This is a genomic window from Cellulosimicrobium composti (assembly GCF_009711085.1).
GTDB lineage: Bacteria > Actinomycetota > Actinomycetes > Actinomycetales > Cellulomonadaceae > Cellulosimicrobium > Cellulosimicrobium composti.
This window is the reverse complement of sequence record NZ_WMKA01000005.1, coordinates 1-25,244: the sequence shown is the minus strand read 5'-3', so window position 1 is coordinate 25,244 and position 25,244 is coordinate 1. Positions and strand designations below refer to the sequence as shown.

The following is a 25,244-nucleotide window of genomic DNA, read 5'->3' as shown; positions in this document are numbered from 1 at the left end:
GCGTCAGCGCTCCGCGCGCGGGATGCGGGGCGCGCGGCGCCCGCGGGGCGGCTCGTTGGGCGGCCACTCGCCGTCGTCGGAGCCGTCGTCGGCGGAGAACAGGAGGTCGTGCAGGCGGACCTGCACGTTCTCGACGTCGGGCACGTCGTGGAGGTCGAGGCCGGGCTTGTCGGTCGCGTCGGAGATCACGAGCGTCCCGCACCCGAAGATCCGGTCGATGGGGCCCTTCTCGTAGTTGACGTCGTTGATCCGGTAGAGCGGGATGTCGCGGCCGGTGCGCGTGATGATCCCGGAGCGCATCGCGATCCGCTTGTTGGTGACGGTGTACTCGGTGGTGCGCCAGCGCAGCCAGGGCACGAACACCCAGATGATGGCGGCGACGAGCGCGACGCCCGCGACGGCCCAGCGGGCGACGTCGTTCGGGACGAGCACGAGCGTCACCACGACGGCGGCGACGAGCACGACCAGGAACACGAACGGCCAGAACAGCGCCTTCGCGTGCTCCTTGAGCTCCATGACGACGTGCTCGCCCTCGGTGAGGTGCTTCTCGCTCAGTCCCATGGGCGCCATCGTGCCACCTCGCGCCCTGCCGGGGCAGGGCGTCCGGGCCGGTCAGCCCTGCGCGGAGAGGTTCCAGCCCTCGATCGTGCGCAGCCCGTGCCCGTAGCCGAGCAGGCAGATCGCGGCGGTGCCGAGCTCGAGCCGCGCCCCCAGGCCGGGGTCGACGCCGAGCCACACGGTCGCGAGCACGCGCAGCAGGTGGCCGTGGGCGAACAGCACGACGTCCTCGCCGCCCTGGAGGGTCGGCTCGACGCGCCCGAGCACGTGCCCGGCGCGCTCGGCGACGTCGGTGAGCTCTTCGCCCCGGTGCCCGTTCGCGGCGGCGAGGACGTTGACGCCGTCGCGGAAGATGAGCCAGTCGCGCCCGATCTGCTCGCTCACGGCCACCGCGGTCTGGCCGTCGACGGGCCCGTAGTCCCACTCGGCGAGGTCGTCGTCGGTCGCCGCGTCGGGGAAGCCGGCGAGGTCGGCGGTGCGGCGGGCGCGCTGGCGGGGGCTCGAGAGCACGACGGCGGGGCGCCGCCCTCGGCGGTCGGCCCACCGCTGGAGCCACACGCCGGCGGCCACGGCCTGCTGCTCGCCCGCGACCGTCAGCGGGATGTCGGAGCGTCCGGTGTGGCGCCCGCTCGCGCTCCACTCGGTCTCGCCGTGGCGCACGAGGACGAGCTGCGGGTCGGGTGCGGTGTCGTTCGCGCTCACGGGGTCGCCTTCCTCCGGGGTCCTCCAGCAGGATGACCCGGCGGGGCGGCGTGCGCGCGCCGGGGCGTCAGCCCACCATGCCGTCGGCGCCGTTGACGACGAGGAACGCGACGAGCGCTCCGAGCAGCACGACGGCGACGCCGGTCGCGACGAGCAGGACGGTACGGGGGCGGACGCGCACGAGGTCTCCCGGGGAGAGGGGATGGGCCCTCCATCGTCTCGCACGGCCGTGGGTGGCGGGGGCTAGCGTCGGCGGGAACACCCGACGAGCACGAACCGACGAGCACGGCGGCGACGACGCCGCGGGCAGGGAGGCCGAGATGGTGCACGTGGCGGAGGACGGCACGATCGCGTACGGGAGCCCCGACTTCGACTGGTCGATCCTCACGGTGCCGACGGCGCTCGCCGTCGTGCGCGGACAGCTCGGCTTCTCGTGGCTGGAGGTCTCGGACCGGCTGGCGACGCTGACCCAGGCGGAGCTCGAGTGGGAGCCCGGCCCGGACGCGCTGCGGGTCGTGCGGCGGGGGACCGAGCGCGCGCCGCGCACGCTGGGCGTGGGCGAGTGGGTCATGGAGTGGCCCGAGGGTCCGGACTCACCGCAGCCGCGCACGATCGCCTGGCTCGTCGCGCACCTCACGGAGGTGTTCTTCGAGCGGTGGGAGTGGACGTTCGGCCCGCACGAGCGCCGTCGCGGCGCGGTGGTCTTCTCGGGCGAGGTCGGCGCCGCGGTCGCGGGGCTGCGGCACGAGGTGGACCGCTGGCGGGCGGGCGTGGATGCGCTGCCCGAGGAGGAGGCGTTCACCGTGGGGCTCAGCCGGGCCACGGAGATCGACGCGCAGGCGCCGTTCGTGCACCTCGTGGCGCACCTGAACCGTGAGCTCGTCCACCACGGCGCGGAGATCATGGTCCTGCAGGACCTCTGCCGTGCGGCGCACGTCACGCGGTGAGCCGGGCTCCGCGGGGAATCGTGCGGTCCACCAGATGGTTGAACGGTCACATGACCACGAACAGCCCTGCCGCGACGGATGCGGCGGCCCCCACCGTGAAGATCGACATCTGGTCCGACGTCGCGTGCCCCTGGTGCTACGTCGGCAAGCGACGTCTCGAGACGGCGCTCGGCCGCCTCGCGGAGTCCGGTGACGGCCCGCAGGTCGAGATCGAGTACCACTCGTTCGAGCTCGCGCCCGACACCCCGGTCGACTTCGACGGCACCGAGGTGGACTTCCTCGCGGGCCACAAGGGCATGCCGCGCGCGCAGGTCGAGCAGATGCTCGCCCAGATGACGCAGCTCGCCGCGGCGGAGGGGCTGTCGTACGACTTCGACGCCCTGCAGCACACCAAGACGCTCACGGCGCACGAGCTCCTGCACCACGCGAAGGCGCACGGCAAGCAGCTCGAGATGAAGGAGCGGCTGCTCAAGGCGTACTTCGAGGAGGGCCGCCACGTGGGCCGCGTCGAGGAGCTCGCCGACCTCGCGGCGGAGGTCGGGCTCGACCGTGCCGAGGTCCTCGCGGCGCTCGAGGACGGCCGGTACGCGGACGACGTGCAGGCCGACATCGACCAGGCGCGGGCGTACGGGATCAACGGGGTGCCGTTCTTCGTCGTCGACGGGCGGTACGGGGTCTCGGGGGCGCAGGACCCGGCCGTGTTCGTGCAGGTCCTGCGGCAGGCCGCGACGGAGCGTGACGCGGCCTGATCGCTCGCGCTCGACCCGAGGTGCGCCGGAGCGACGCATCTCACACACGGTGCGGTGGACCTGCGACTCGGTATCACCCAGACTGGTCGCAAGCCCGCACCGACGCCGGCTCCACACGTGCACCGGCGCCCGTGAATCCCACGAGGAGGCCTCAGATGACGGACACCACGACGAACCTCTACCACTCGATCGCGAACCCGCGTCGCACCACGCTCATGACCGTGAGCGCGGCCGACGCGGCGGCCCCGCACCGCGAGCCTGCACCGTCGCTCACGCTCGTGGGCGCGGACGACGCCGCGGTCTGCGCGGACGGGGCGTGCGCCCTGCCCGAGTGACCGCTCGCCGGACGAACGCAGGAGCCGTCGGACCGTCCGGTCCGGCGGCTCCTGCGCGTCTGCGGCCGGGACGGTGCTGTCAGTTGCGGCGGTGGTCCTGGATCGAGAGGCGGGGGCCGCGACGCGGGGCGCGCGCCCGGCCCGAGACCTCCAGCAGTCGCACCACGCGGTAGCGGTGCGGCGCGTAGGGCGCCAGCAGCTCGAGCATGCGCTCGTCGTCCACGCGCTCGCCGACGAGCGCCCAGCCGACGGCCTTGGCGAGGTGGAAGTCGCCCACGGAGACGGCGTCGGCGTCGCCCAGCGCGCGCTGCGCGACCTCCGCCGCGGTCCACACCCCGACGCCGGGCACGACGCGCAGCCGCGCGTGCGCGGCCTCCGCGCCCGAGGCGTCGAGGACCGCCCCGCACTCCTCGAGGCGCCGGGCCACCCGTGCCGCGGCGACCACGGTCCGCGCGCGTCCCGGGTCGACGTTCGCCCGGTGCCAGTCCCACGTCGGCACGCCCGCCCAGCCTGCGGCGTCGGGCACGACGAGCATCCCCGCCTCGCCCGCGGGCCCGGGCGCGCGCTCGCCGTGGCGGCGCAGGAGCCACGCCCACGAGCGCCACGCCGCGACCGCCTGGACGCGCTGCTCGAGGATCGCGGGCACGAGGGCCTCCAGGACGCGGCCCGTGCGTGGCACGCGCAGGCCGGTCGCGCGCCGGTGGACGTCCCGCAGCTGCGGGGGCGGCACGAAGCCGGCGTCGTCGTCGCGCTCGCCGAGCAGGTCGGGCAGGGCGTCGAGCGCCTCGTCGGCCCCGGGGCCCCAGGCGTGCGCGACGACGTCGCGCGGCCCGGCCTGGACGAGGCGGCACGCCGCGGGGCCGCTCGGCATGCGCGTGGTGCGCCACAGGTCGCCGGAGGCGGTGCGGCGGAACGTCGGGTCGTAGGGACCGCGGCCGAGCCGGTCGAGCGTGAGGTGCAGGTCGAGCGGCCGCGCCGACCGCACGCGCCGCGTGAGCGGAGCGCCCGCCGCGTGGCAGGCGGCCGGGGCGGGGCCCGGAGGGTCGCCGACCGCGTGCTCGGCGGGCCCGGGGCCCGTGCTCGGCAGGACGGTCACCCGTCCATCGTCGCACCCGTCGCCCACGCCCCCGGCACGCCCGGGTCTCAGTCGAACAGGGTGTCCATGTCCCACGCGGGCTCGGGCGCGGCCTGCTTGGCGTGCGCGGGCTGCGTCCCGACGGCGGTCGTCGAGGCCCCCGCGGGCACGCGCCCCGCGCGCCGGGTGGGGTCCCCGAGCTCGGGCACGAGCGTGCCGTCGAGGTCGCCGCGGCCCGCGGCCCAGTCCTGCGCGGCGAGCCCTGCGAGCTGGTCGGCACGCTCGTTGAACGGGTCGCCGACGTGGCCGCGGACCCACCGGAAGCGCACGGGCCCGGCGCGCTCGGTGATGACGCGGTCGATCGCCTGGACGAGCTCGAGGTTCTTCACGGGCTGCCCGCCGGCGGTGCGCCACCCCTTGCGCTTCCACGCGACGACCCACTCGGACGCGCACTTGATCGCGTACTGCGAGTCGGACTCGATGAGGAGCGGTTCCGCGCCGGGGTGCGCGCGGACCGCCTGGAGCAGCGCGGTGAGCTCGGCGACCTGGTTGGTCCCGCTCGCGGCGCCGCCGGAGTCGAACGTGCCGTCGTGGTTGATCCACGCCCACCCGATGGCGCCGCCCGGGTTGCTCAGGCACGAGCCGTCGGTGCTGACAGTGATCACAGCGCTCCTCGATCACGGACGTCCCCGCCCGCCGGCTGCGGCGCGGGGAAGCGGATGCGTCGGGGCACATTGTCCCCCGAGCGCGGGCGTCGTGGTGCACGCGTCCCGACGCCTGGCCCGTCGTGCGGGGCGCGGGCGCGTCGGCCCGCGGACGCGGGCGGGCGACGCCCGTCCAGTGATCCGATGAAGCGCCCCGCATTTTGGGGCACCGGGTTGACGTTATCCCAGAAGTCGGCCACTGTGGTCGAGCACACATCGGATGAATCCCGGGTACGCGGCGTAGGCCGAGCGTCGTCGCCCACCGATCGCGGAACACCGACGTCCCGCCCAGGAGGCCACTGATGTCCCCAGAACGCACCACCGCGCGTCGAACCGGCCCACGCCGCGTCGTCGCCCAGATCACCGCCGGCGCGCTCGCCGTGCCGCTCGCGCTCCTCGCGGCACCCGCGACCGGGGCGAGCGCCCCGGCGTCGGGCGTGCCGGGCGCCGCCGCCGCGCCCGGCGCGACGATCCCCGGCGACCCCGACACCATCTGGTTCGACGAGCCGCTGAACACGGCGGCGGCGAACCTCCAGCAGGAGTGGGAGCAGCGCGCGCTGCCGATCGGCAACGGCGCGATGGGCGCCACCGTCTTCGGCGGCGTCGCGCGCGAGCAGGTCCAGCTCAACGAGAAGACCCTGTGGACCGGCGGGCCCGGATCGCCGGGCTACGACTTCGGGAACTGGACGAGCCCGCGCCCCGGCGCGATCCAGCAGGTCCGCGACCGGATCGACGCCGAGGGGAGCGTCAGCCCCGAGGAGGTCGCCGCCGTGCTCGGCCAGCCGAAGACGGGCTTCGGCTCCTACCAGACGTACGGCGACCTCGTCCTGGAGATGGCCGGCCAGGAGGGCACGGCGACCGACTACCGTCGCGCGCTCGACATCGGCGACGCCCTCGTCACGACGACCTACACGCTCGACGGGACCGCGTACACGCGCGAGTACTTCGCGAGCGCGGCCGACGACGTCGTCGTCGTGCACCTCACCGCCGACGAGCCCGGGTCCGTCGGCTTCGAGGCGCGGCTCGACCTGCCGTCGGGCCGGTCGAACGTGGCGCAGTCCGCGGCGGACGGCCGCATCACGACGTCGGGGACCCTGAGCGACAACGGCCTGCGGTTCGCGTCGCAGGCACAGGTGCTCACCGACGGCGGGACGCGGACCGACGGCGCGAACGGCCGCGTCACGGTCGTGGGCGCCGACTCCGCGACGATCGTCCTCTCCGCCGCGACGGACTACGCGGGTGCGTACCCGACGTACCGCAGCGGCGTCGCGCCGCTCGACGTCGTGACGCCCCGCGTCGACGCCGCCGCGGGCAAGGGCGTGGACGCCCTGCGCGACGCGCACCTCGCGGACTACCACGAGCTCTACGAGCGCGTGCGCCTCGACCTCGGCGCGGAGCTGCCCGACGTCCCGACCGACGAGCTCCTCGCGGCCTACCGGGCGGGCACCACGCCGGAGAACCAGCGCGCGCTGGAGGCGCTGTACTTCCAGTTCGGGCGCTACCTGCTCGTCTCGTCGTCGCGCGACGGGTCGTTGCCCGCGAACCTGCAGGGCGTGTGGAACCGCGTGAACAACCCGCCGTGGGACGCGGACTACCACGTGAACATCAACCTGCAGATGAACTACTGGCCGGCCGAGACGACGAACCTCTCCGAGACGACGGCCCCCCTGTTCGACTACGTGGACTCGATGGTCGCGCCCGGCGAGGTCACGGCGAGCACGATGTACGGCGCGGACGGGTGGGTCGTCGGCAACGAGACCAACCCGTACGGCTTCACGGGCCTGCACCAGTACCCGCAGTCCTTCTGGCAGCCCGACGCCGCGGCGTGGCTCGCGCAGCACTACTGGGAGCACTACCTGTTCACGGGCGACGAGCAGTTCCTCGCCGAGCGCGCCTACCCGATGCTGCGCTCGGTCGCGGAGTTCTGGTTCGACTTCCTCGTCGTGGACCCGCGCGACGGCTCGCTCGTCGTGACGCCCAGCTACTCGCCCGAGCAGGGCGACTTCACGGCCGGAGCGTCGATCTCGCAGCAGATCGTCACGCAGCACCTCGCGAACACCGCCGCGGCGGCCGGGGCGCTCGGGGAGACGGACGCCGCGTTCCTCGACGAGCTCGCCGCGACGCGCGCCGACCTCGACCCGGGCCTGCGCGTCGGCTCGTGGGGCCAGCTCCAGGAGTGGAAGGAGGATCTCGACCAGCCGAACAACACCCACCGGCACGTGAGCCACCTGTGGGCGCTCTTCCCGGGCGGCGCGGTCTCGCCGACCGCGACGCCGGAGCTCGCGGCCGCGGCGCGCATCTCGCTCGACGGCCGGGGCGACGGCGGCACGGGCTGGAGCAAGGCGTGGAAGGTGAACTTCTGGGCGCGCCTGCTCGACGGCGACCGCGCGCACAAGCTCCTGCGCGAGCAGCTCACGGGCAGCACGCTCGACAACCTGTGGGACAACCACCCGCCGTTCCAGATCGACGGCAACTTCGGCGGCACGTCCGGCGTCGCCGAGATGCTGCTGCAGAGCCACGACGGCGTGGTCGACGTGCTGCCCGCGCTGCCGTCGGCGTGGGCCGAAGGGTCGTCCACCGGCCTCGTGGCGCGCGGCGGCACGGAGGTCGACGCCGCGTGGACCGGGGGAGCGGCCCGCGAGATCACGCTGCGCCCGTCGCGCGACGGCGACCTCACGGTGCGCAGCCCGCTCTTCGCGTCGGGCGCGTACACGCTCGTGGACGGTGACGGGAACGCCGTCGAGCACGTGCGCGACGGCGCCGAGGTCACGTTCGCCGCGACGGCGGGCGACGCGTACACCGCGGCGGCGCTCGCGACGGTGGGCGTCACGGCGCCCGCGAGCGCCACGACGGGTGACGTCGTGGACGTCGTCGCGACGGTCTCCGCCGTGGGCGACGCCGCGATCGAGGGCGGTGAGCTCGAGCTCGTCCTGCCGGAGGTCCCGGACGGTCAGCCGGAGTGGGTCGCGGAGCCGGCCGCGGTCGACCTCGACCCGGTCCCGGCGGGCGGGTCGCGCGACGTCGCGTTCCGCGTGACCGTCGGCGCGGGGAACGACTCGGGGACGTCCGCCGTCGTCGCGCGCCTCACCGCGGGCGAGGGGACGGTCGAGGGTCGCGCGGCGATCGCCGTCAGGCCACCCGCACCCTGCGCGGTGCCGCCGGCCGACGGCACGCTCCTCGCGTGGGACCTCGGCGAGGACCCGCTCACGGACGCGTCCGGCCACGGCCGCACGCCGCGCGTCGTGGGCCCGGCCCCGGTCGTGGCGGAGGGCCCCACCGGCTCGGCGCAGTCGCTCGGCCCGACGACGTACGTCGCGAGCGAGCCGTTCGCCCTGGGCCACCTCTACCAGGCGTCGTTCGCGGGCGAGTTCCGCATCGACGCCGGGGTGTCGTCGTACCGGCGCCTGTTCGACGCCCAGCCCGTGGGGCAGGACGCCGACGGCATCCTGATCGACCTCACGCCGTCGAACGCGGTCCGCGTCATCACGGCGGGCGTCGGCACCACGACCCCGGTCCAGGTGCCGACGGGCCGGTGGTTCGACCTCGTCGTGACGATCGGCGAGGACGGTGCCATCACGGTGTTCGTGGACGGTGACGCGCGGTCCGGCGGGACGATCGCCGGGTTCGACGCGATCGCGGGGTGCCGGACGCGCCCGTTCCACGCCGGCGCGAACCAGGGCGGCGGCGAGGTGCAGCGCGGCGCGGTGGACCGGGTCGCGGTCTTCGGCCGGGCCCTCACCGCGGACGAGGTCGCGACGTGGCAGGCGCTCGCGTTCGACGCCGACGAGCCGGGCCCCGACGTGACGGTCGCGGCGCAGGCGCGCTGCCTCGCCGGTCGTGCGTACGTCGCGGTCCGTGCGACCAACGCGGACGACGTGGCGCTCGACGTGACGCTCGAGACCCCGTACGGCTCCCGCACGGCCGCGGGCGTGGCTCCCGGGGCGGCGGCGTACCAGTCGTTCGCGGTCCGGGCGGCGTCCGTGGACGCCGGCTCGGCGACCGTCACGGCCACGGTGCCCGACGGCGGACCGGCCTCCGTGCACGACGTCGCCTTCGAGGCACGCACGTGCTGACCCGCCGACCGCCGCAGCGGTGACGCCGCGGGCCCCGGACCGTCCGACGTCCGGGGCCCGCGCGCCCGCTCGGGGTCGCCTCAGGGAAGAACCGGGGGGATACCCCATGGTGCGGGGGCCCCGGACCGTCGAGGCTGGTGCGCATGGTCGCGTGGGTCGTGGAGGCGTGGGGACAGGTCGAGGCGTGGCTGCTCGCGCTCGTCGACTCGGTGTGGGCGCTCCCGGTGCTCTTCGCGACCACCGCCGGGGACGGGTTCTTCCCGCCGATCCCGGGCGAGACCGTCATCGTCATGCTCGCGGTGGGTGCGCAGTCCGGCGGCGGCGTCGCGTGGGGGCTCGTCCTGCTCGTCGCGGCGCTCGGCGCGTGGTGCGGCGACCAGCTCGCCTACGCCCTGGGCCGGGCGCTCGGCACCCGGGCCCTGCCGGCGCTGCGCGGCCCGCGCGGGCGCCGCGCCGTCGCGTGGGCGACGCGCTCGCTCGACCGTCGCGGCGCGTCCGTGGTGCTCGGGGCGCGGTTCGTGCCCGTCGGGCGCACGGCGGTCAACGTCACCGCGGGCGCGGTGGGCTTCTCGAGGCGCCGGTTCATGGCGCTGTCGGCCGTGGCGTCCGTCGCGTGGGCGACCTACTCGGTGCTCATCGGCACCCTGGCCGCGGCGTGGGTGGGCGACAGCCCGCTGCTCGCGGTCGTCGTCGGGGTCGTCGGGGGCATCCTCCTGGGCGTCCTCGTCGACGCCGTCGTCCGCCTGCGCGCAGCGCGTCGCGAGCGCGCGGCAGCGGCGGCCGTCGTGGTCCCGGCGCCGGCGGTCCGTGGGACCGAGGCCGCGCTCGCCGCGTGCCCCGACGCCGCGCGGTAGCGGCCCGACCGGACCGCCACCGCGCGGGGTGGCGTCAGGAGACGCCGAGCAGGTCGATGACGAAGATCAGCGTCTTGCCCGAGAGGCGGTGGCCGGCGCCCGCCGGGCCGTACGCCAGGTCCGGCGGCACGACGAGCTTGCGGCGCCCGCCGACCTTCATGCCGGGGATGCCCTGCTGCCAGCCCGCGATGAGGCTGCGCAGCGGGAAGTTGATCGACTGCCCGCGGTTCCACGAGGCGTCGAACTCCTCGCCCGTCTCGTACTCGACGCCGAGGTAGTGCACGTTCACGGTCGCGCCGGGCGTGGCCTCGGGGCCGTCGCCGACGGTGACGTCCTCGACGACGAGCTCGGTGGGGGCGGGGCCCTCGGGCGCGTCGACCTCGGGGCGGGACAGCTCGTTCTCTCCAGTGGTCATGTGTCGATCCAACCACGAGCGCCCGCCCACGCCCGCACGCCCGGTCCCGGACGCCGGGTGCGCGCAACCGAGGTCGCGGCCGGGCGACGACCCGACTTCGGTCCCGCGAAACCGCGCGGCGCGGAAAATCGCCATGATGGAGCCATGCCCGCCCCGCCTGAGCCTCCCACCGGCGTGCCCTCGGACCCGACCCCCGGGCGCACGCCCACCCCGCAGGACGTGCGCCGGTGGCGCCGCTTCCTCGCGGACGAGCGCGCGGAGGCCGCCGTCTACCGCGACCTCGCGAGCCGCCGCACCGGAGAGGAGCGCGACATCCTCCTCGCGCTCGCCGACGCGGAGGGCCGCCACGAGCAGCACTGGCTCGACCTGCTCGGCGACGACGTCGGCCGGCCCCTGCGCGGCGACTGGCGCACCCGCACCCTCGGCTGGCTCGCGCGGCGCTTCGGCGGCGTGTTCGTGCTCGCGCTCGCCCAGCGCGCGGAGGCGCGCTCCACGTACGACACCGACGCGGACGCGACGCCCACGATGGCGGCCGACGAGCGCATCCACGAGGAGGTCGTGCGCGGTCTCGCGACGCGCGGCCGCAACCGCCTCTCCGGCACGTTCCGGGCCGCGGTGTTCGGCGCGAACGACGGCCTCGTGTCCAACCTCGCGCTGATCCTCGGCATCGGCGCGTCCGGGGCATCGAACAGCACGGTGCTGCTCTCGGGCCTCGCGGGGCTCCTCGCGGGCGCGCTGTCCATGGGCGCGGGCGAGTACGTGTCGGTGCGCTCGCAGCGCGAGCTGCTCGACGCGTCGACCCCGAGCCCGCAGGCGTCCGCCGCCCTGCCCGACCTCGACGTCGACGCCAACGAGCTCGCGCTCGTCTACCGCGCGCGGGGCATGGCCCCCGCCGAGGCGGAGGAGCACGCCGCGGACGTCCTCGCGACGTACACGCAGCACACGGTCATCGCGCCGCCGCCGAGCGCGGACGAGCACGAGACGCACGGGACCGCGGTCGGCGCGGCGGTGTCGTCGTTCCTGTTCTTCGCGTCGGGCGCGCTCGTCCCGGTGCTGCCGTACCTGTTCGGCCTCACGGGGTTCGTCGCCGTCGCGGTGGCCGCGGCCCTCGTGGGCGTCGCGCTCCTCGCGACCGGCGCGACGGTCGGGCTGCTCTCCGGGACGTCGCCCCTCACGCGCGCGCTGCGCCAGATCGCGATCGGCTTCGGCGCCGCCGCGGCCACCTACGTCCTCGGGCTGGTGTTCGGGGCAACGGTCGGGTGAAACCCCCGGCTCGGGTGGTGAGCGTCACACGCCGTGCCTACCGTGGCCGCGGACGGGCGGACGGCCCGTCGCCTCGCTGCACCGACGACCCCCCGGGACGCCCGATGGACGAGACGCACGACGCGCAGGGCAGGCGCGCACCAGCCGCCCGTCGCTGGCTCGTGCGCGCCCTCGCGGCCGCCGGAGGGCTCGGCGCAGGGCTCACGATCGCCGTCGCGACCGCGGGCGGTGCGTCCGCGGCGGACGACCCGCTCGGCCTCGGCACGGCGCTGGCTCCCGTGACGTCGACGGTGCGGACCGTCGTCGACCCGGTCGTGGACGACGTCGTCGCCCCCGTCGTGCACGACGTCGTCGCTCCCGTGGTCGAGCCCGTCGCCCCGGTCGTCGAACGGGCAGCCGTACCGGTCGCCCCGGTGGTCGAGGACGTCGTCGCTCCCGTCGCGCCCGTGGTCGAGGAGGTCGCCGCTCCCGTCGCGCCGGTGGTCGAGGAGGTCGCCGCTCCCGTCGCGCCGGTGGTCGAGAAGGTCGTCGCCCCGGTGGCGCCCGCCGTCCGGCCCGCGGTCGACGCCGTCGCGCCCGTGACCACGCCGGTGCTCGACGCCGTCGTGCCGGTGGCGGCGCCCGTCGTCGGGGCGGTGGCGCCCGTGGTCGACCCCGTGCTCGGGGCCGTGTCGCCTGCGCTCGACCCGGTGACGCCGGTGCTGGAGGCCGTGGCCCCCGTGCTCGACCTCCTCGCCCCGGTCACCGACCCCGTGCTCGGCCCGGTCACCGGCCCGCTCGCGCCCGTCGACCCGCTCGCGCCCGTGCTGCCCGACGTGCCCGGGACCGACGCCTCGGGGCCCGGGGCGTCCGGGCACACCTCGCCCGCCGCGCCGCCGCTCGTGACCGAGCACGCGCCTGCCGCGGTGCCTTCCCAACCAGGACCGGATCCCTCCTCGCCCGCCGGCCCCCACGAGCTCTCCACCGCGTGGGCGGCGCACGACCCCGCCCCGGTGGGAACCGCCGTCGCGCCGATCGCTGCTGCCGCCCCCGCGGGCGGGCCGGCGTCGCCCGCCGGCGTCCCCGCGGACGGCGCCCCGGGAGCGACCCCCGCGCCGTCCGGGAGCGTGCACCGCGGCGGCTCGGGCGGCGACGTCGCCGCCCTCGGTCTCGGCGCCGATGCGCCCGCTCACGCGTCGTGGACCGCCGTCGGTGACGACGCGCGCTCGACGCACCCCTCGACGTTCTTCGAGGTCCCCGTTCCCCCTGCCTGAGGTGGTCCGCCGCCGCGCGCCGCGCGGCAGACGTGACCCGGCGCCGTCGTGCGCCACCACCTTCTGAGCAGGAGAGAGAACGATGATGCACACCTTCGTTCGGCGAGCGCTGCGCACAGCGCTCGTCACAGGCGGCCTCGTGGTCGTCGGGGCCGGAGCGGCCCACGCAGCCGAGGGCGACGTCCTCGGCGATCTCGGGCTGGACGTGTCGGTCGAGGCTCCGCTGAGCCAGGTGACCGAGGTCCTTCCCGACGTCTCGGTGGACGTCCCCGTGGACGTCCCCGTCACCGTGTCCGACGTCGCCGTCGGCGTGCTCGGGGACGCGACCGTGGACCCGGTGCCGGAGCCCGCCCCCGAGCCCGCCCCCGAGCCGGAAGCGGGGGCCGCCGGTCCGTCCGGCGTCGACCTCGACGTCCCCGTGACGGTCCCCGTGGACGTGTCCGGCGTCGCGGTGGGCGTGCTCGGCGACGCGGCGGTGACGCCCGCAGCGGCGTCGACCCCCGAGCCCGCTCCCGCTCCGGAGCCCGCTCCGGCGGAGCCGGCGGGCGTGGACCTCGACGTGCCGGTGACGGTCCCCGTGGACGTGTCCGGTGTCGCGGTGGGCGTGCTGGGCGACGCGACGGTGAGCCCGGCGCTGGCGCCGGAGCCCGCCCCGGTCCCGGAGCCCGCTCCCGCTCCCGCTCCGGAGCCTGCTCCGGCGGAGCCGGCGGGCGTGGCCCTCGACGTGCCGGTGACCGTTCCCGTGGCCGTGTCCGGTGTGGCGGTGGGCGCGCTGGGCGACGCGGCGGTCGGCGGCACGGCGGCCGGCGACGGTGCCGGCCCGGCCGGTGGTACCGGCGTTCTCGACGGCGTGCTCGGCGACGAGGGCCTGGTGGACGACCTGTTCGGTGAGGACGGTCTGGTGGACGCCCTGTTCGGTGAGGACGGTCTGGTGGACGACCTGTTCGGTGAGGACGGTCTGGTGGACGACCTGCTCGGCGAGGACGGTGTGGTGGACGACCTGCTGGGCGGCGACAGCGGTCTCCTCGACGGCGGTCTCGTCGACCGCGTGGTGGGGGAGGACGGCGTGCTCGGCGCGCTGCCCGACGTCGCGCTCGACGCGCCGGTGACGGTTCCCGTGACCGTGTGCGGCGTGGGCGTCGGGATCCTGGGCGACGCGTCCGCGGCGTGCCCGGCGGCCGCCGGCCTGCCGACGGACCCCATGGACCCGACGGACCCCACGGACCCGACGGACCCCACGGACCCCACGGACCCGACGGACCCGACGGACCCGACCGGCCCGACGGACCCGACCGGCCCGGCGGGACCTGACGGCCCGGGGTCGGGCGACGGCACGGACGGCAGCGTGGTCCGTGTCTCCTACCCGGCGGGCGTCGGGACGGGGGGCGCGGCTGCCGCGGTCGGCGGCTCGGTCGTGGCGTCGGGACCTGCGGCGCTCGCGACGACGGGCGCGGGCGGTGACCTGGGGCTGCTCGTCATGGCGGGGCTGCTCACGCTGCTCGGCCTGACGCTCCGGCGCTTCCGTCGCCGCTCGTGGGTCGCCGACCCGGACGCCTACACCCCGGTCTTCACCGACCGGGCCTGACGTCCCTCGACGGGACCGCCCGGGCCGCGCGCCCGGGCGGTCCTCGGCGTGGTCGCGCCGGACCTGGCCAGGGAACACCCGGGGCGACCGCGCCGGGCGGCGCCGTGCGCTCGCGCGCGCGGCGCCGCCTGCGGTCGTTAGGCGACGGCGAAGACGAGCGCCGCGATCGCGAAGCCCATGACGCCGATCGCGGTCTCCATGACCGTCCACGTGCGCAGCGTCGTCTTGACGTCCATGTCGAAGAACCGGCCCACGAGCCAGAACCCGGAGTCGTTGACGTGGCTGAGCACGACCGACCCGGCGGCGACGGACACGACGACCGCGGCGAGCTCGACGGCGTTGAAGCCACCCGCCTCGACGGCGGGGGCGATGAGCCCGGCGGCCGTCGTCAGCGCGACGGTGGCCGAGCCCTGCGCCACCCGCAGGATCGCGGCGATGAGGAAGCCGGCCACGATCACGGGCAGGCCGAGGTCGCCGAGCACGTCGGCGAGCGCGTCGCCGATGCCGGTCGCGCGCAGCACGCCGCCGAACATGCCGCCCGCGCCGGTGATGAGGATGACGGAGCAGACCGGGCCGAGCGCCGAGTCGAGCGTCTTCTCGAGCGCCGTGCCGGAGACGCCGCGTCGCCGCCCGAGGACCCACGCGGCGACGAGCACCGTGATGAGGAGCGCGACGGGCGTCGCGCCGACGGCCCGCAGCACCTGGACGGCGGGGTTCTCGGCGTCGACGCTCCCGGCCGCGCGCAGCGCGTCGAGGCCGGTGTTGGCGAAGATGAGCACGAGCGGGAGCAGGAGGATCGTGACGACGGTGCCGAACTTCGGCGGGTTCTCGAGCTGCTTCTCGTCGGCCTCGCCGAGGATCGAGGGGATGGGCAGGTCGATGCGACGGCCGACGTACCGGGCGAACAGGTAGCTCGTGACGTACCACGTGGGGATCGCGACGACGAGCCCGAGGAGGATGACGATGCCGATGTTCGCGCCGAGGAACTCGCTCGCCGCGACGGGGCCGGGGTGCGGCGGCACGTAGATGTGCATGACGGAGAACGCGCCCGCGACGGGGAGGCCGTAGAGGAGGAGCGAGCCGCCGAGCTTGCGCCCGACGGAGAAGACGATGGGCAGCATGACGACGAGGCCCGCGTCGAAGAAGATCGGGAACCCGAAGATCAGGGACGCGAGGCCGAGCGCGAACGGTGCGCGCTTCTCGCCGAACTTCCCGATGAGGAAGTCGGCCATGACCTGCGCGCCGCCGCTCGTCTCGACGAGCCGGCCGAGCATCGCGCCGAGGCCGACGAGCAGGGCGACGGTCGCGAGGGTCGAGCCGAAGCCCGCGGTGAGGACCTCGATGATCGATCCGGTGGGGATGCCGGCCACGACGGCGGTCAGCAGGCTCACGAGGACGAGCGCGAGGAACGCGTGCAGCTTGAGCTTGATGATGAGGAACAGCAGGAGCGCGATCGCGCCCGCGGCGATCGCGAGCAGCGGTCCGGCGGTCAGGGTCTGTGTCCAGTCCTCGGGGGGCATGGTGTCTCCGTCGACGGTCGTGGTCGGGTGCTGGGGAGGTGCGCGGCTCAGCGCGCGCCGGGTGCGACGCTCAGGTGCGTGCGGGCGAGGATCTGCTCGACGATCTGCTCGGGCGTGGAGGCGACGTCGAGCGTGAAGCCGGGCTCGTCGTCGGCCAGGGGCTCGAGCGTGGCGAGCTGCGACGGCAGGAGCGACGTGGGCATGAAGTGCCCGCTGCGGTGCTCCATGCGCTCGCCGAGCAGCTCGCGGCTGCCGTCGAGGTGGACGAAGCACACGCTGCCGTCCGCGGTCCGCAGCAGGTCGCGGTAGGACCGCTTGAGCGCGGAGCACGTGACGACGCCGGACCGTCCGGCGTCGGCCTCGGCGCTCAACCAGTCGCGGATCGCCTCGAGCCACGGCCACCGGTCCTCGTCGGTGAGCGGCGTCCCGGCGCTCATCTTGTCGATGTTCGCCTGGGGGTGGAACTGGTCGGCCTCGGCGTACTCGGTGCCGAGGTGGCGTGCGAGGAGCGTCGCGACGGTGGTCTTGCCCGAGCCCGCGACGCCCATGACGACGAGGTGCTGGGGCGTGCGCTGATCAGGGCCGTCGGGCTGGTCGGTGGTGCTGACGTCCGTGTCCATGTGTCGACTTCCGTGTCGGGCGGGGCCTCCGGGCCGCGCACCGCGACGCTGCCGCGATGCTCCCGGGCGACGACCGTCGTGGTCGCCGCTGGCCTCCACTGTGGGGTATTGGTGACACCTTTGGCAAGTGATTGATAGCACCATTCGCCGCCACTAGGCTGCGAGGCATGGCGACGACGGTCCTGCACACCACCGTGCTCGACACCCTCGGTCGTCGCATCACCAGCGGAGACGCCCCCGCCGGAACCCCGCTGACCCTGGAGTCGATCGGGACCGAGTTCGGCGTCTCGCGCACCGTCGCGCGGGAGGTGATGCGGCTCCTCGAGGGCCTCGGCCTCGTGCGCTCCAAGCGGCGCGTAGGCATCGTCGTGCTCGGCATCGAGGACTGGAACGTGCTCGACCCGCGCGTCATCCGGTGGCGCCTCGAGGGCCCCGGCCGCGACGCCCAGCTGCGCACGCTGACCGAGCTGCGTCACGCCGTCGAGCCGCTCGCCGCCGCCGGCGCCGCCCGCCACGCGACGGACGCCGAGCGCGCCGAGCTCGTCGCCGCCGCCGCGCGCATGCGCCTGCTCGGCGAGGCGGGCGACCTCGAGGAGTTCCTCAGGCTCGACGTCCGGTTCCACGAGATCCTGCTGCGCGCGAGCGGGAACGAGATGTTCGGCGCGCTCGCCGGGGTCGTCGCGGCCGTGCTCAGCGGCCGCACCCACCTGGGCCTCATGCCCGCGTCGCCCGTCCCGGAGGCGCTCGACCAGCACGAGGCCGTCGCGCGCGCGGTCGCCGACGCCGACGCCGAGGCCGCCGAGGCGGCGATGGCCGCGATCGTCGGCGAGGTGCGCAGCGCGCTCGGCGGGGTCGAGCGCTCGTCCTAGCGGCGTAGGGCCGAGACCCCACCTGCTCGACCGGAGTCGACGGAGCGGACCGGCGCCGGCTCGCGGTCAGCGCGGGTAGACGCGAACCTCAGCGGCCTTGACGACGAACCACACGCGCTCGCCCGGCGCGAGGCGCAGCGCGGCGACGGACCGCGGCGTGAGGTCCGCGGCGAGGTGCGGCGCGGCGTGCCCGACGCCGGTCGGCGGGTCCGCAGGGCCGTCGCCCGAGCCCGGGGGCGCCACGCGCGCCCAGACCCGCAGGAGCGGCCCGTGCGGCTCGACGCTCGTCACGACGACCGGGTACGCGTTGCGCGGGCTGCCCTCGGGCGTCGTCCGGTGCACGGCGACCGCGCGCGGCTCGAACACCGCGATGGCCCGGTCCCCGACGGCGAGCGGCTCGTCCGCCGTGCCCCGCACCCGGACCGCGGCGCCCTCGACGGCGACCGTCACCTCGCGCTCGTCGTCCGGCGCGCCGTCGTCGCGCTCGTCGTCGCCGGGCGCGCCCGGGGCGCCCGGGGCTGCGGGGACGAGTGCGGGCTCCGGAGCGGCGACGTGCGCGACGCTCCCGGCGAGCAGGTTGACGCCCGCGAGGCGGGCCGCGAACCGGGACCGGGGGCGCGTCAGCACCTCGTCGATGGGTCCGTCCTCGACGACGCGGCCGTCGGCCAGCACGACGACGCGGTCGGCGAGGAGGAGCACGTCGAGCAGGTCGTGCGTCACGAGGAGCGTCGTGCGGGGCCGCTCGCGCTGCGCGTGGTGCAGCACCGACCGCACGTGCTGCGCCACACCGACGTCGAGCGAGGCGAGCGGCTCGTCGAGGAGGAGCACGCGCGGGTCGGTCGCGAGCGCCCGCGCGATCGCGACGCGCTGCGCCTGCCCGCCCGAGAGGTCGGTCGCGCGGCGGGACGCGAGGCTCGCGGCACCGACGCGGACGAGCGCGGCCCGGGCCTCGCGCCGCGCCCGGGCGCGGGGCACGCCCCGCGCGCGCAGCCCGAACGCGACGTTGTCCTCGACCGTGAGGTTCTCGAACAGCAGGGGGCGCTGGCTCAGCCACGCGACGCGGCGACGGCGCGGCGCGGCGCGCGTGACGTCGTCGTCCCCGACCACGACCCGGCCCCCGCGCGCCGTGCCGGGTGCCACGAGCCCGGCGACGACCTGGACGAGCGTCGACTTCCCCGCGCCGTTCTCGCCGAGCACCGCGACGACCTCGCCCGGCGCGACGGCGAGGTCGACGTCGAGCCCGCGCTCGGGGACGACGGCCCGCACGGCGAGCGCGGCGGGCGCCGCGTCCGGCTCCGGGTCGGCCGCAGGTGGCGCCGCCGGGCTGCTCCCGCTCCCGGGCGAGGCGTCCGCGCGGACGCCCCGGACGGCGTCGGCCAGGGGGCGCGAGGCGGGTGCGTCCGGGCCGCCTCGCCGCGGTCGGGCCGTGCGCGCACCCGGACCGCCGAGGAGGCGCGGGCCGTGGACGGCGGCGGTGATGAGCACCGCGACCACGACGAGCAGGAACGACAGCGCGACCGCGGTGTCCGGGTCCGCGCTGCGCTGGAGGTAGATCTCGAGCGGCAGCGTCTGCGTGACGCCCTGGAGCGCGCCCGCGAACGTGATCGTCGCGCCGAACTCGCCGAGGGCGCGCGCGAACGCGAGCACCGCGCCCGAGAGCAGGCCGGGCAGCACGCGCGGCAGCGTGACACGGCGCAGCACGGTCGTGGGCCGCGCGCCGAGCGTCGCGGCGACGTCCTCCAGACGCGTGTCCTGGCTGCGCAGCGCGCCCTCCAGGCTGAGCACGAGGAACGGCAGCGCGACGAACGTCTGCGCCAGCACGACGGCCGTCGTCGTGAACGCGATCTCGACCCCCAGCACCTCGAGGTGCCGGCCGACCAGCCCGCGCCGCCCGAACGTGTGCAGCAGCGCGATGCCCCCCACGACGGGCGGCAGCACGAGCGGCAGCAGCACGAGGGCGCGCGCGACGCGCTGGCCGGGGAACGTCGTCCGGGCGAGGACGAGCGCCATCGGGGTGCCGAGGACGACGCACGCGACCGTCGCGGTGAGCGCCGTGCGCACGGACAGGCCGAGGGCGTCGAGCGCGGCGGGCGACGTCAGGAGCGCCCACAGCCCGCCGGACCCGTCCGGCCCCGGCGCGAGCTCGACGCGCGCGACCGTCGCCGCGACGGGCACGACGACGAACAGCGCGCCGAGCAGCGCCGGGACGAGGACCCAGCGGGGGAGGCCGCGCATCACGAGCCGCCCCGGGATCGCGGGCACGGCGTCACCGGCCTCACGGCGTCTCCGGCCTCACGGCGTGACCGGCCCCGGTGCGCCGAAGCCCGCCGCGGCGAGCGCCGCCTGCCCGGTCGCGCCGGTCACGAGGTCGACCCATGCCTGCGCGAGCGCGACCTGCTCCGGGCCCGCGTCCCGGGCCGCCGCGACGACCGCCACCGGGTAGACGTTGAGCGCCGCGTCGGTCTCGGGCACGTCGACCACCGCGACGTCGTCGCCTGCGAGCGTCGCGTCGGTGACGTACACGAGGCCCGCGTCGGCCTCGCCCGACGTGACCTTGGCGAGCACGTCGGTGACGCTGGCCTCCTCGCTCACGCGGTGGAGGGTGACGCCCGCGGCCTCGGCGACCCGGTCGGTCGCGGCGCCGCACGGGACCTGCGGCGCGCACACGACGACCCTGACGTCGTCGCGCGCGAGGTCGGCGAACGTCTCGACGCCGGCCGGGTTGTCGGGCGGGGTGACGACCGTCAGCGTGTTCGTCGCGAACGGGACGGGGTCGGACGCGTCGCCCGCCTCGACGACCCGCGTCATCGTGCGCTCGTCGGCCGAGGCGAGGACGTCGGCGGGCGCGCCCGCGAGGACCTGGTCACCCAGGTCGGAGGACCCGGCGAACGACAGCGTCACGGTCACGCCGTCGTGCTCGGCCTCGAAGTCCGCGGCGAGGTCCGTGAACACGTCGCGCAGCGACGCCGCGGCGAGCACGGTCAGCGTGCGCTCCTCGGCGGGGGCGCCCGTGCCGCCCGGTGACGCCGCCCCGCCGGCGCCGCACGCCGCGAGCCCGAGCGCGAGCGCGGCGGCGAGCGCCGCCGACAGCAGGCGCGCCACGCTCACGCGGCGCCGCCCGGCGTCTCGACGACGACGGTCGTCGCCTTGACGACGGCGACGGCGAGGCTCCCCGGCTCGAGGCGCAGCTCGCGCACGGCCTCGGTGCTCATGAGCGACACGACCCGCTGGCCGCCGCACAGCATCTCGACCTGGGACATCACGGTGTCGCTCACGACGTCGGTGACGATCCCGACGAACCGGTTGCGCGCCGAGCGCGCGACGCCGGACGGGTCGGGGGTCGGGCGCGCCTGGGCGACGGCGAAGCGCGCGAGCTCCGCGCCGTCGACGACCTTGCGCCCGGCGTCGTCGGCGCTCGCGCCGAGGTCGCCCGCGTCGACCCAGCGGCGCACGGTGTCGTCGCTGACCCCGAGGAGGCTCGCGGCCTCACGGATCCGGAAGTGCGGCATGACATCGAGGATAGGCCCGCATCTGCGGAACCGTCGGGGTGGTGTGGCACGCTCCTGCCGTGAGCGAGACGACCAGAGGGGCGGCCGTGCGCGTCGGCGCCGAGGAGCCCACGGCCGCCGACGTGCTGACGCTGCTGCAGGAGCACCTGGACGACATGTACGCCACGTCGCCGCCCGAGAGCGTGCACGCGCTCGACGTCGAGCGCCTGCGCGCGCCGGACATCACGTTCGTCACCGCGCGCGCGGACGACGGGACGCTGCTCGGGTGCGGGGCCCTCACGCAGCACGACGCGACGCTGGGCGAGCTCAAGTCCATGCGCACGACGGCGGCGGCCCGGGGCCGCGGGGTCGGCGCCGCGGTACTCGGGCACCTGCTCGACGTCGCGCGCGACCGCGGGCTCGCGCGCGTCAGCCTGGAGACGGGCGCCGAGGAGTACTTCGCGCCCGCGCGCCGGCTCTACGCGCGCCACGGGTTCGTGCCGTGCGCGCCGTTCGCCGACTACACCCACGACCCGCTGAGCGTGTACCTGACCCTCGCGCTCTGACGCGGGACTCAGTGGTGGTGGTCGTGGCGGCCGAGGGTCTCGACCGGGGTCGCGCCGGGGCGGGTCCACTGCGGCGCGGGGCGCGTGGTCTCGCTCCACCCGGCGACGCCGTCGGCGTCCGTGCGCCAGAACCAGCCGGGGTGGTGGGCCTCGGGCCAGCCGTCGGGCTGGTCCTCCCACGCCTCGCGACGGCCGTAGGGGGTGCGGTCGAGCAGTGCGAACGCGGGGTTGGTGGGCTCGGTGCCGCGACCCGTCGTGCGGTACGTGAGGAACACGCGGTCGCCGTCCCGCAGGAACACGCTGAGGTAGCCCATGTCGCCGCCGACCGGGGCGTCGAGCCCGCGCACCGAGTACCAGGGCTGGGTGTAGCCCATGAACTCCACGTACGGCTCCACCTCGTCCCACGCGCCCACGGTGAGGATCGCGAAGGAGACGCCGCGCGCGTTGAGGTACACCGCGTCGCGCAGGTGCCACGCGGTCCACGTGCACCCCTCGCACTGCCCCTGGTGCGGGGCGCCGTCGTGCCACATGTGCTGGTACACCACGAGCTCGTCGCGGCCCTGGAAGAGGTCGAGGAACGGGGTCGGGCCGTCGGGGCCGACGACGGCGACGGTGCCGTCGATCTCGACCATCGGCAGCCGTCGGCGCGCCGCGGCGAGCGCGTCGCCCTGCCGTGTGTGCGCCTTCTCCTGCGCGAGGAGCTCGTAGCGTGCCGCCTGCCAGGTGGCGAGGTCGACGACGGGCGGGCGGCCGGGCCGGGACGGGGCCGGGGTGCTGGGCGTGGTCGTCATGGAGTCCTCCGTCGGGGTGCGGGGCGTCGCTCGACACCTGCGTCGAGAGGGAGGACCGGCGGGCCACGCGGTAGTCATCGGTCGTCCGGCTCCTGGCGAGCACGGGGTCCCGCGCTGCCGAAAACGGGGTTGGTGCCGTTATCGCGTGGATAACGACACCAACCCCGTGTTCGGCGTGGGGCCCGGGTCATGCGTCGAGCTTCAGCCGCGCCCCGAGGGCGACGGCGGCGACGACGGCCGTGCCGGTGACGAGCACGAGGTCCTTGAGCACGTACTGGCCCATGAGCGTCATGCCGTCGCCGAACAGCTCGCCCGCGAACAGGACGATCGGCGAGAGGATCCCGGCCATCGCGACCGCGAGGGCGACGAGACCCGTGCGCAGCAGGCGCCCGGTGACGAGCGTCAGGCCGATGAACGTCTCGAGGACCGCGGTGAAGATTACCGCCGCCGTCCCGCCGACGACGCCGAAGGTCAGCGTCTCGACCGTGCGGGCGGCGATCGACTCCGCGGGGCTCGCGCCGGGGACGAGCTTCAGGACGCCGAACCCGAGGAACACGAGCCCGAGGGCGACGCGCAGCGCGGGGACGGACCAGCGCGTGAGGAACCGCGCGGTCGCGGCGACGGCGGCGTCGACGCGGTCGGCCAGCCGTGCGGGCACGACGGCGGAGCGGCGCCGGGCCGAGGCCGCCGACGGGGGGACGGCACGAGCACGACCCGGGGTCGTGGGGACGGTGGTGGACATCTCTCGAACCTCTTCCGGTGACGGTCGCGGTCCCTGTGGCCGCCCCTGGAAGGAGGGGGTCCGCGGCCGCCCCGAGGACGCGCGGTCCCGGGTTTCACCCGCTCGGAGAGCGTCGTCGCAGGTCAGCGACGCGGCTGCTCGGAGGGGTCCCAGCCCGGCCGCGGGGTGCGCGCCGCGACGGAGGCGTCCCGCGAGCGGTACACGACGTACGGGCGGAACACGTACGGGACGGGCGCGGAGAACGCGTGCACGAGCCGCGTGAACGGCCACAGGACGAACAGCAGGTTCGCCGCGACGATGTGGAGCTGGAACGCGGCCGGCACGCCCTCCATGAGCGCGGGCTGCGGCTGCAGGTACCACAGCGACCGGAACCAGGGCGAGATCGTCTCCCGGTAGTCGTACCCGTGGCCGCCCGCGACGAGCTGCGTCTGCACCGTGGCCCACGTGCCGAGCAGGATCGACGCGGCGAGGAAGACGTACATCGTCTTGTCCATGCGCGTCGTCGCACGGAACACGGGACCGGTGGTCCGCCGCCGGTAGACGAGGATGAGCAGCCCGGCGACGAGCGCGACGGCCGCGATCGACCCCATGTACGTGGCGACGAAGTGGTACGCGACCTCCTTGATGCCCACCGCCTCGGTCCACGACTTCGGGACGACGAGGCCCAGGAGGTGCCCGAGGATCACGAACAGCAGCCCGAAGTGGAACAGCGGCGACCCAAGGCGCAGCAGCCGCTTCTCGTAGAGCTCGCTCGACCGCGTGGTCCAGCCGAACTTGTCGTAGCGGTACCGCCAGACCGACCCCACGACGAACACCGCGAACGTCACGTACGGGAACACGACCCACAGCAGGACCTCGCCCGTGCTCACCCCGTTCATCGCGCCACCTCCCGCGGCGTCCCGCGACCCTGCGCCGGGCCGGGCGCCGGCCCGTACGGCTCCAGCGCGACCGGCTCCATCCCGACGAGCTCGGCAGGCGGCCCCGCCGTGACGAGCTCGACGTACCGCTGCTGCGTGCGCCCGTCGAGCGGGGGCAGCGTGAGGCACACGGCCTCGACCAGCCCGGTCCACGGGCTCGCCGTGCTCTCGAGCGCCGTCCGCAGCACCTCGATCCCGTCGCGGTGCGCCGCGAGCAGGCCCGCCGCGATCGCCGCGTCGTCGCCCGTGGCGCGCGCCGAGAACTCGAGGACCGTCGGCAGGTAGTCCGGCAGCTCCGACCCGGTGACCTCCCAGCCCGCGGCCCGGTACGCCTCGACGAACGCGACGAGCGCCGTCCCGCGCCGACGCGTGTCGCCCGCCGCGTAGTACGACAGGTACATCGAGCACTTGCGCTTGAGGTCGAACGTCGCGACGTAGCGAGTTCGGAGGTCGCCCAGGTCCGCCGCGCCGAGCAGGTCGCAGAACGCGTCGAGGCGCTCGCGGACGGCCGCGGGCAGCCCGGGAGTCGCCGCGCGGACGGCGGCCGTCGCGGCGAGCACGTCGTCGTCCGGGTAGGCGAGCAGCACGGACGCGGCCATGTGGGTCGTGCGGCGCTGGGTGCCCGACGCCGCCACGGGAGCCAGGTGGTCGGGCAGCGGTCCGCGCGGCCGCGCCCCGGGGCGCAGCGACGGGGTCGGGAGAAGCGATCGCGTCCTCATCGCGTGCCCCCGTCGGGCTCGACGCCGGGTCCCGTCCCGGGCGCGGGGCCGCGTGCCGACCCGCCCGCCGGGCCTCCGGGCGTCGGCCCGTCGCCCGGGCGACCACCGGACCCGGGGGGACCGGGGATGGTGTCGTGGCGCGCGTCCTGCCGGCCGCCGGGCAGCGAGCCCGGGGCGCCAGGCCCGACCCCGCCCGACGCCCCGGCGGCGTCGCCCGACGACGCGTCGCCGCCCGGCGGGAACAGCCCGGGCGGGCGGCCGTTGCCGTCCCAGTTGAGGAGGTTGACGCGCCCCGGCGTCGAGGGCCCGTACGGCGAGTCCGCCGTCTGCCGGGCCTGGAGCACGTGGAAGTTCTCGACCGCGACGGGCACCGGGGTGCCGGACGTCTCGCCGAACGGCCCCGCGCCGGTGAGCCCCATGCCGCCCATGCCGGGGCCGCCGTCGTAGTCGAGGGAGCAGGACAGCTCGTCGAGCTCGCGGGCGATCTCGGTGTGGGCGG

24 protein-coding genes and 1 pseudogene are annotated in these 25,244 nt (G+C 75.8%); 10 read left to right on the top strand and 15 right to left on the bottom strand.

Going from position 1 to position 25,244, the window contains the following annotated elements:
• Window positions 1-3: 3 nt before the first annotated feature.
• Together GJV82_RS03365 and GJV82_RS03360 are read right to left on the bottom strand one after the other, a co-directional pair.
• Complete coding sequence (locus GJV82_RS03365) at window positions 4-561, bottom strand: PH domain-containing protein (protein ID WP_155098241.1); 558 nt, start codon at window positions 559-561, stop codon at window positions 4-6.
• 51 nt (window positions 562-612) lie between these two features.
• Window positions 613-1,260, bottom strand: a complete 648-nt coding sequence (locus GJV82_RS03360) for a histidine phosphatase family protein (protein ID WP_318657228.1) — start codon at window positions 1,258-1,260, stop codon at window positions 613-615.
• Between the two features lie 320 nt (window positions 1,261-1,580).
• On the opposite strand from GJV82_RS03360, the gene GJV82_RS03355 reads away from it, so the two are divergent.
• From GJV82_RS03355 to GJV82_RS03345, 3 genes are all read left to right on the top strand, one after another.
• Window positions 1,581-2,207, top strand: coding sequence for a DinB family protein (locus GJV82_RS03355; protein ID WP_155098240.1), 627 nt, complete (start codon window positions 1,581-1,583; stop codon window positions 2,205-2,207).
• A gap of 50 nt (window positions 2,208-2,257) precedes the next feature.
• Window positions 2,258-2,956, top strand: a complete 699-nt coding sequence (locus GJV82_RS03350; protein WP_024842285.1) for a DsbA family oxidoreductase — start codon at window positions 2,258-2,260, stop codon at window positions 2,954-2,956.
• A 155-nt stretch (window positions 2,957-3,111) separates the two neighbouring features.
• On the top strand, window positions 3,112-3,291 hold the full coding sequence (locus GJV82_RS03345; RefSeq protein ID WP_155098239.1) for a hypothetical protein: 180 nt from the start codon (window positions 3,112-3,114) through the stop codon (window positions 3,289-3,291).
• 79 nt (window positions 3,292-3,370) lie between these two features.
• Here GJV82_RS03345 and GJV82_RS03340 read toward each other — a convergent pair whose 3' ends face one another.
• On the bottom strand, window positions 3,371-4,387 hold the full coding sequence (locus tag GJV82_RS03340) for a DNA-3-methyladenine glycosylase family protein (RefSeq protein WP_318657227.1): 1,017 nt from the start codon (window positions 4,385-4,387) through the stop codon (window positions 3,371-3,373).
• A 47-nt stretch (window positions 4,388-4,434) separates the two neighbouring features.
• Complete coding sequence (locus GJV82_RS03335) at window positions 4,435-5,031, bottom strand: ribonuclease H family protein (protein WP_162289312.1); 597 nt, start codon at window positions 5,029-5,031, stop codon at window positions 4,435-4,437.
• A gap of 341 nt (window positions 5,032-5,372) precedes the next feature.
• On the opposite strand from GJV82_RS03335, the gene GJV82_RS03330 reads away from it, so the two are divergent.
• Window positions 5,373-9,143, top strand: a complete 3,771-nt coding sequence (locus tag GJV82_RS03330; protein ID WP_155098238.1) for a glycosyl hydrolase family 95 catalytic domain-containing protein — start codon at window positions 5,373-5,375, stop codon at window positions 9,141-9,143.
• A gap of 143 nt (window positions 9,144-9,286) precedes the next feature.
• Entirely contained in the window at window positions 9,287-9,997 is a 711-nt protein-coding gene (locus tag GJV82_RS03325; RefSeq protein ID WP_155098237.1) for a DedA family protein, read from the top strand.
• Window positions 9,998-10,031: 34 nt separating this feature from the next.
• On the opposite strand, the gene GJV82_RS03320 is transcribed toward GJV82_RS03325, so the two are convergent.
• A complete protein-coding gene (locus GJV82_RS03320; protein WP_034605645.1) occupies window positions 10,032-10,412 on the bottom strand; it encodes an FKBP-type peptidyl-prolyl cis-trans isomerase in 381 nt (126 codons plus the stop codon).
• 144 nt (window positions 10,413-10,556) lie between these two features.
• On the opposite strand from GJV82_RS03320, the gene GJV82_RS03315 reads away from it, so the two are divergent.
• The 3 genes from GJV82_RS03315 to GJV82_RS03305 all read left to right on the top strand — a co-directional run bounded on the left by GJV82_RS03315 (window position 10,557) and on the right by GJV82_RS03305 (window position 14,513).
• Entirely contained in the window at window positions 10,557-11,675 is a 1,119-nt protein-coding gene (locus GJV82_RS03315) for a VIT1/CCC1 transporter family protein (RefSeq protein WP_155098236.1), read from the top strand.
• 104 nt (window positions 11,676-11,779) lie between these two features.
• Window positions 11,780-12,928 carry a hypothetical protein gene (locus tag GJV82_RS03310; RefSeq protein WP_155098235.1) on the top strand — a complete coding sequence of 383 codons (1,149 nt, stop codon included), beginning with the start codon at window positions 11,780-11,782 and terminating at the stop codon, window positions 12,926-12,928.
• An 82-nt stretch (window positions 12,929-13,010) separates the two neighbouring features.
• A complete protein-coding gene (locus tag GJV82_RS03305) occupies window positions 13,011-14,513 on the top strand; it encodes a hypothetical protein (protein ID WP_155098234.1) in 1,503 nt (500 codons plus the stop codon).
• A gap of 137 nt (window positions 14,514-14,650) precedes the next feature.
• Here the strand turns inward: GJV82_RS03305 and GJV82_RS03300 are convergent, their stop codons facing one another.
• Window positions 14,651-16,033, bottom strand: coding sequence for a GntP family permease (locus GJV82_RS03300; protein ID WP_155098233.1), 1,383 nt, complete (start codon window positions 16,031-16,033; stop codon window positions 14,651-14,653).
• Between the two features lie 47 nt (window positions 16,034-16,080).
• Window positions 16,081-16,653: a gluconokinase gene (locus GJV82_RS03295; RefSeq protein ID WP_155098232.1), complete on the bottom strand. Its 573-nt coding sequence runs from the start codon at window positions 16,651-16,653 to the stop codon at window positions 16,081-16,083.
• Window positions 16,654-16,820: 167 nt separating this feature from the next.
• On the opposite strand from GJV82_RS03295, the gene GJV82_RS03290 reads away from it, so the two are divergent.
• Window positions 16,821-17,522: a FadR/GntR family transcriptional regulator gene (locus GJV82_RS03290; protein WP_024842297.1), complete on the top strand. Its 702-nt coding sequence runs from the start codon at window positions 16,821-16,823 to the stop codon at window positions 17,520-17,522.
• Window positions 17,523-17,588: 66 nt separating this feature from the next.
• Here the strand turns inward: GJV82_RS03290 and GJV82_RS20625 are convergent, their stop codons facing one another.
• Genes GJV82_RS20625 through GJV82_RS03275 form a run of 3 tightly spaced genes read right to left on the bottom strand, consistent with a single transcriptional unit; the run spans window position 17,589 to window position 21,031 of the window.
• Window positions 17,589-19,784, bottom strand: coding sequence for an ABC transporter permease (locus GJV82_RS20625; RefSeq protein ID WP_155098231.1), 2,196 nt, complete (start codon window positions 19,782-19,784; stop codon window positions 17,589-17,591).
• Between the two features lie 30 nt (window positions 19,785-19,814).
• The gene (gene modA / locus GJV82_RS03280; RefSeq protein ID WP_318657226.1) at window positions 19,815-20,630 is read right to left on the bottom strand and encodes a molybdate ABC transporter substrate-binding protein; all 816 of its coding nucleotides are present in this window, start codon (window positions 20,628-20,630) and stop codon (window positions 19,815-19,817) included.
• Window positions 20,627-21,031: a TOBE domain-containing protein gene (locus GJV82_RS03275; protein ID WP_155098230.1), complete on the bottom strand. Its 405-nt coding sequence runs from the start codon at window positions 21,029-21,031 to the stop codon at window positions 20,627-20,629. Before GJV82_RS03275 ends, modA begins: the two co-directional genes overlap by 4 nt.
• 59 nt (window positions 21,032-21,090) lie before the next feature.
• Between GJV82_RS03275 and GJV82_RS03270 the strand changes: the two genes are divergently transcribed.
• Window positions 21,091-21,576: a GNAT family N-acetyltransferase gene (locus tag GJV82_RS03270; RefSeq protein ID WP_318657225.1), complete on the top strand. Its 486-nt coding sequence runs from the start codon at window positions 21,091-21,093 to the stop codon at window positions 21,574-21,576.
• A gap of 8 nt (window positions 21,577-21,584) precedes the next feature.
• Here GJV82_RS03270 and GJV82_RS03265 read toward each other — a convergent pair whose 3' ends face one another.
• From GJV82_RS03265 to GJV82_RS19855, 5 genes and pseudogenes are all read right to left on the bottom strand, one after another.
• Window positions 21,585-22,367 (bottom strand): DUF899 family protein, encoded by a 783-nt coding sequence (locus tag GJV82_RS03265; protein ID WP_155098229.1) that lies wholly within the window; start codon window positions 22,365-22,367, stop codon window positions 21,585-21,587.
• 187 nt (window positions 22,368-22,554) lie between these two features.
• Window positions 22,555-23,109 (bottom strand): DoxX family protein, encoded by a 555-nt coding sequence (locus tag GJV82_RS03260; protein WP_155098228.1) that lies wholly within the window; start codon window positions 23,107-23,109, stop codon window positions 22,555-22,557.
• Window positions 23,110-23,231: 122 nt separating this feature from the next.
• Window positions 23,232-23,987, bottom strand: coding sequence for a respiratory nitrate reductase subunit gamma (gene narI, locus GJV82_RS03255; protein ID WP_155098227.1), 756 nt, complete (start codon window positions 23,985-23,987; stop codon window positions 23,232-23,234).
• Window positions 23,984-24,745 (bottom strand): nitrate reductase molybdenum cofactor assembly chaperone, encoded by a 762-nt coding sequence (gene narJ, locus GJV82_RS03250; protein WP_155098226.1) that lies wholly within the window; start codon window positions 24,743-24,745, stop codon window positions 23,984-23,986. The genes narI and narJ overlap by 4 nt, the downstream gene beginning before the upstream one ends.
• A pseudogene (locus tag GJV82_RS19855) lies at window positions 24,742-25,244 on the bottom strand (hypothetical protein); the annotation flags it as partial. The pseudogene GJV82_RS19855 and the gene narJ, both read right to left, overlap by 4 nt.